Source organism: Blautia sp. AF19-10LB, assembly GCF_003461245.1.
GTDB classification, from domain to species: Bacteria; Bacillota; Clostridia; order Lachnospirales; family Lachnospiraceae; genus Blautia_A; species Blautia_A intestinihominis.
In genome coordinates, this window is the sequence record NZ_QTWS01000092.1 from 1 (window position 1) to 956 (window position 956).

Consider the following 956-nt stretch of genomic DNA (forward strand, 5'->3'; position numbering starts at 1 on the left):
ATTATCCAGAAAAGCAAAAATTGTAATGAACATAAGGCTCTTCAGGAAATGGTTGATCGATCGACCATACCAGAAGCTCTTATTATAGCAGACCGGGGTTATGAATCTTATAATAGTATGGCACATATTCAGGAAAAGGGCTGGTACTTCTTGATACGTATTAAAGATGGACATGGAAGTATAAAAAGCAACCTGGAACTTCCAAAAGAAAAGCTTTTTGATCTGAAGATAAATCTTAACATTACAAGGAAACAGTCAAAAGAAGTAAAGGAACTGCTAAAGGATAAGAACCATTATCGGTATCTTCCTTCCAATGTGAATTTCGACTATTTACCTGCAAAAAGTAATTATAAAGATCCAGCCTCGTTTTATGGATTGTCTTTTAGGATTGCAAGATTCCAAATTTCAGAAGATACTTATGAAACCGTCCTTACAAATTTGGATAAGGAACAATACCCTCTTGAAAAATTAAAACAGCTTTATGCTTTAAGATGGGGAATTGAAACATCTTTCAGAGATTTAAAATATACTATTGGAATGTTGGATTTTCATTCAAAAAAGGTGATGTGTATCCAACAGGAAATCTATGCACATCTAATCATGTATAATTTTGCACAAATGATTACCTCGCACGTAGTCATTGAAAAAAAGCAAAGAAAATATACATATAAAGCCAACTTCTCAGTTGCGTCGCACTTGTGCCGATTATTTTATCGTGGGAAAACGACATCACCTGATTTAGAAACCATTATCGCAAAGAATGTGATTCCCATACGCCCCGATCGTCATGGGGAACGGAAAGCAACTACTAAGATATTTCATGGTTTCTTATATAGAGTAGCATAAATTTGAATAAGTGAATATAGTTTTTTGAGGCAGATGAAAATCTGTCTATTTGTGTTTGGCAAAAATAGAAAACAGGCTGAAGAGAACTCCTCAACCTGTTTCTGGGCAAA

The 956-nt window shown here is 34.6% G+C and carries 1 protein-coding gene; it reads left to right on the forward strand.

Translation table 11 applies throughout. The features are described from left to right. Positions 1–846, forward strand: an 846-nt coding sequence (locus tag DWX28_RS19205; protein WP_118254797.1) for an IS4 family transposase, incomplete at its 5' end; no start/stop codon positions are given. Positions 847–956 lie beyond the last annotated feature (110 nt).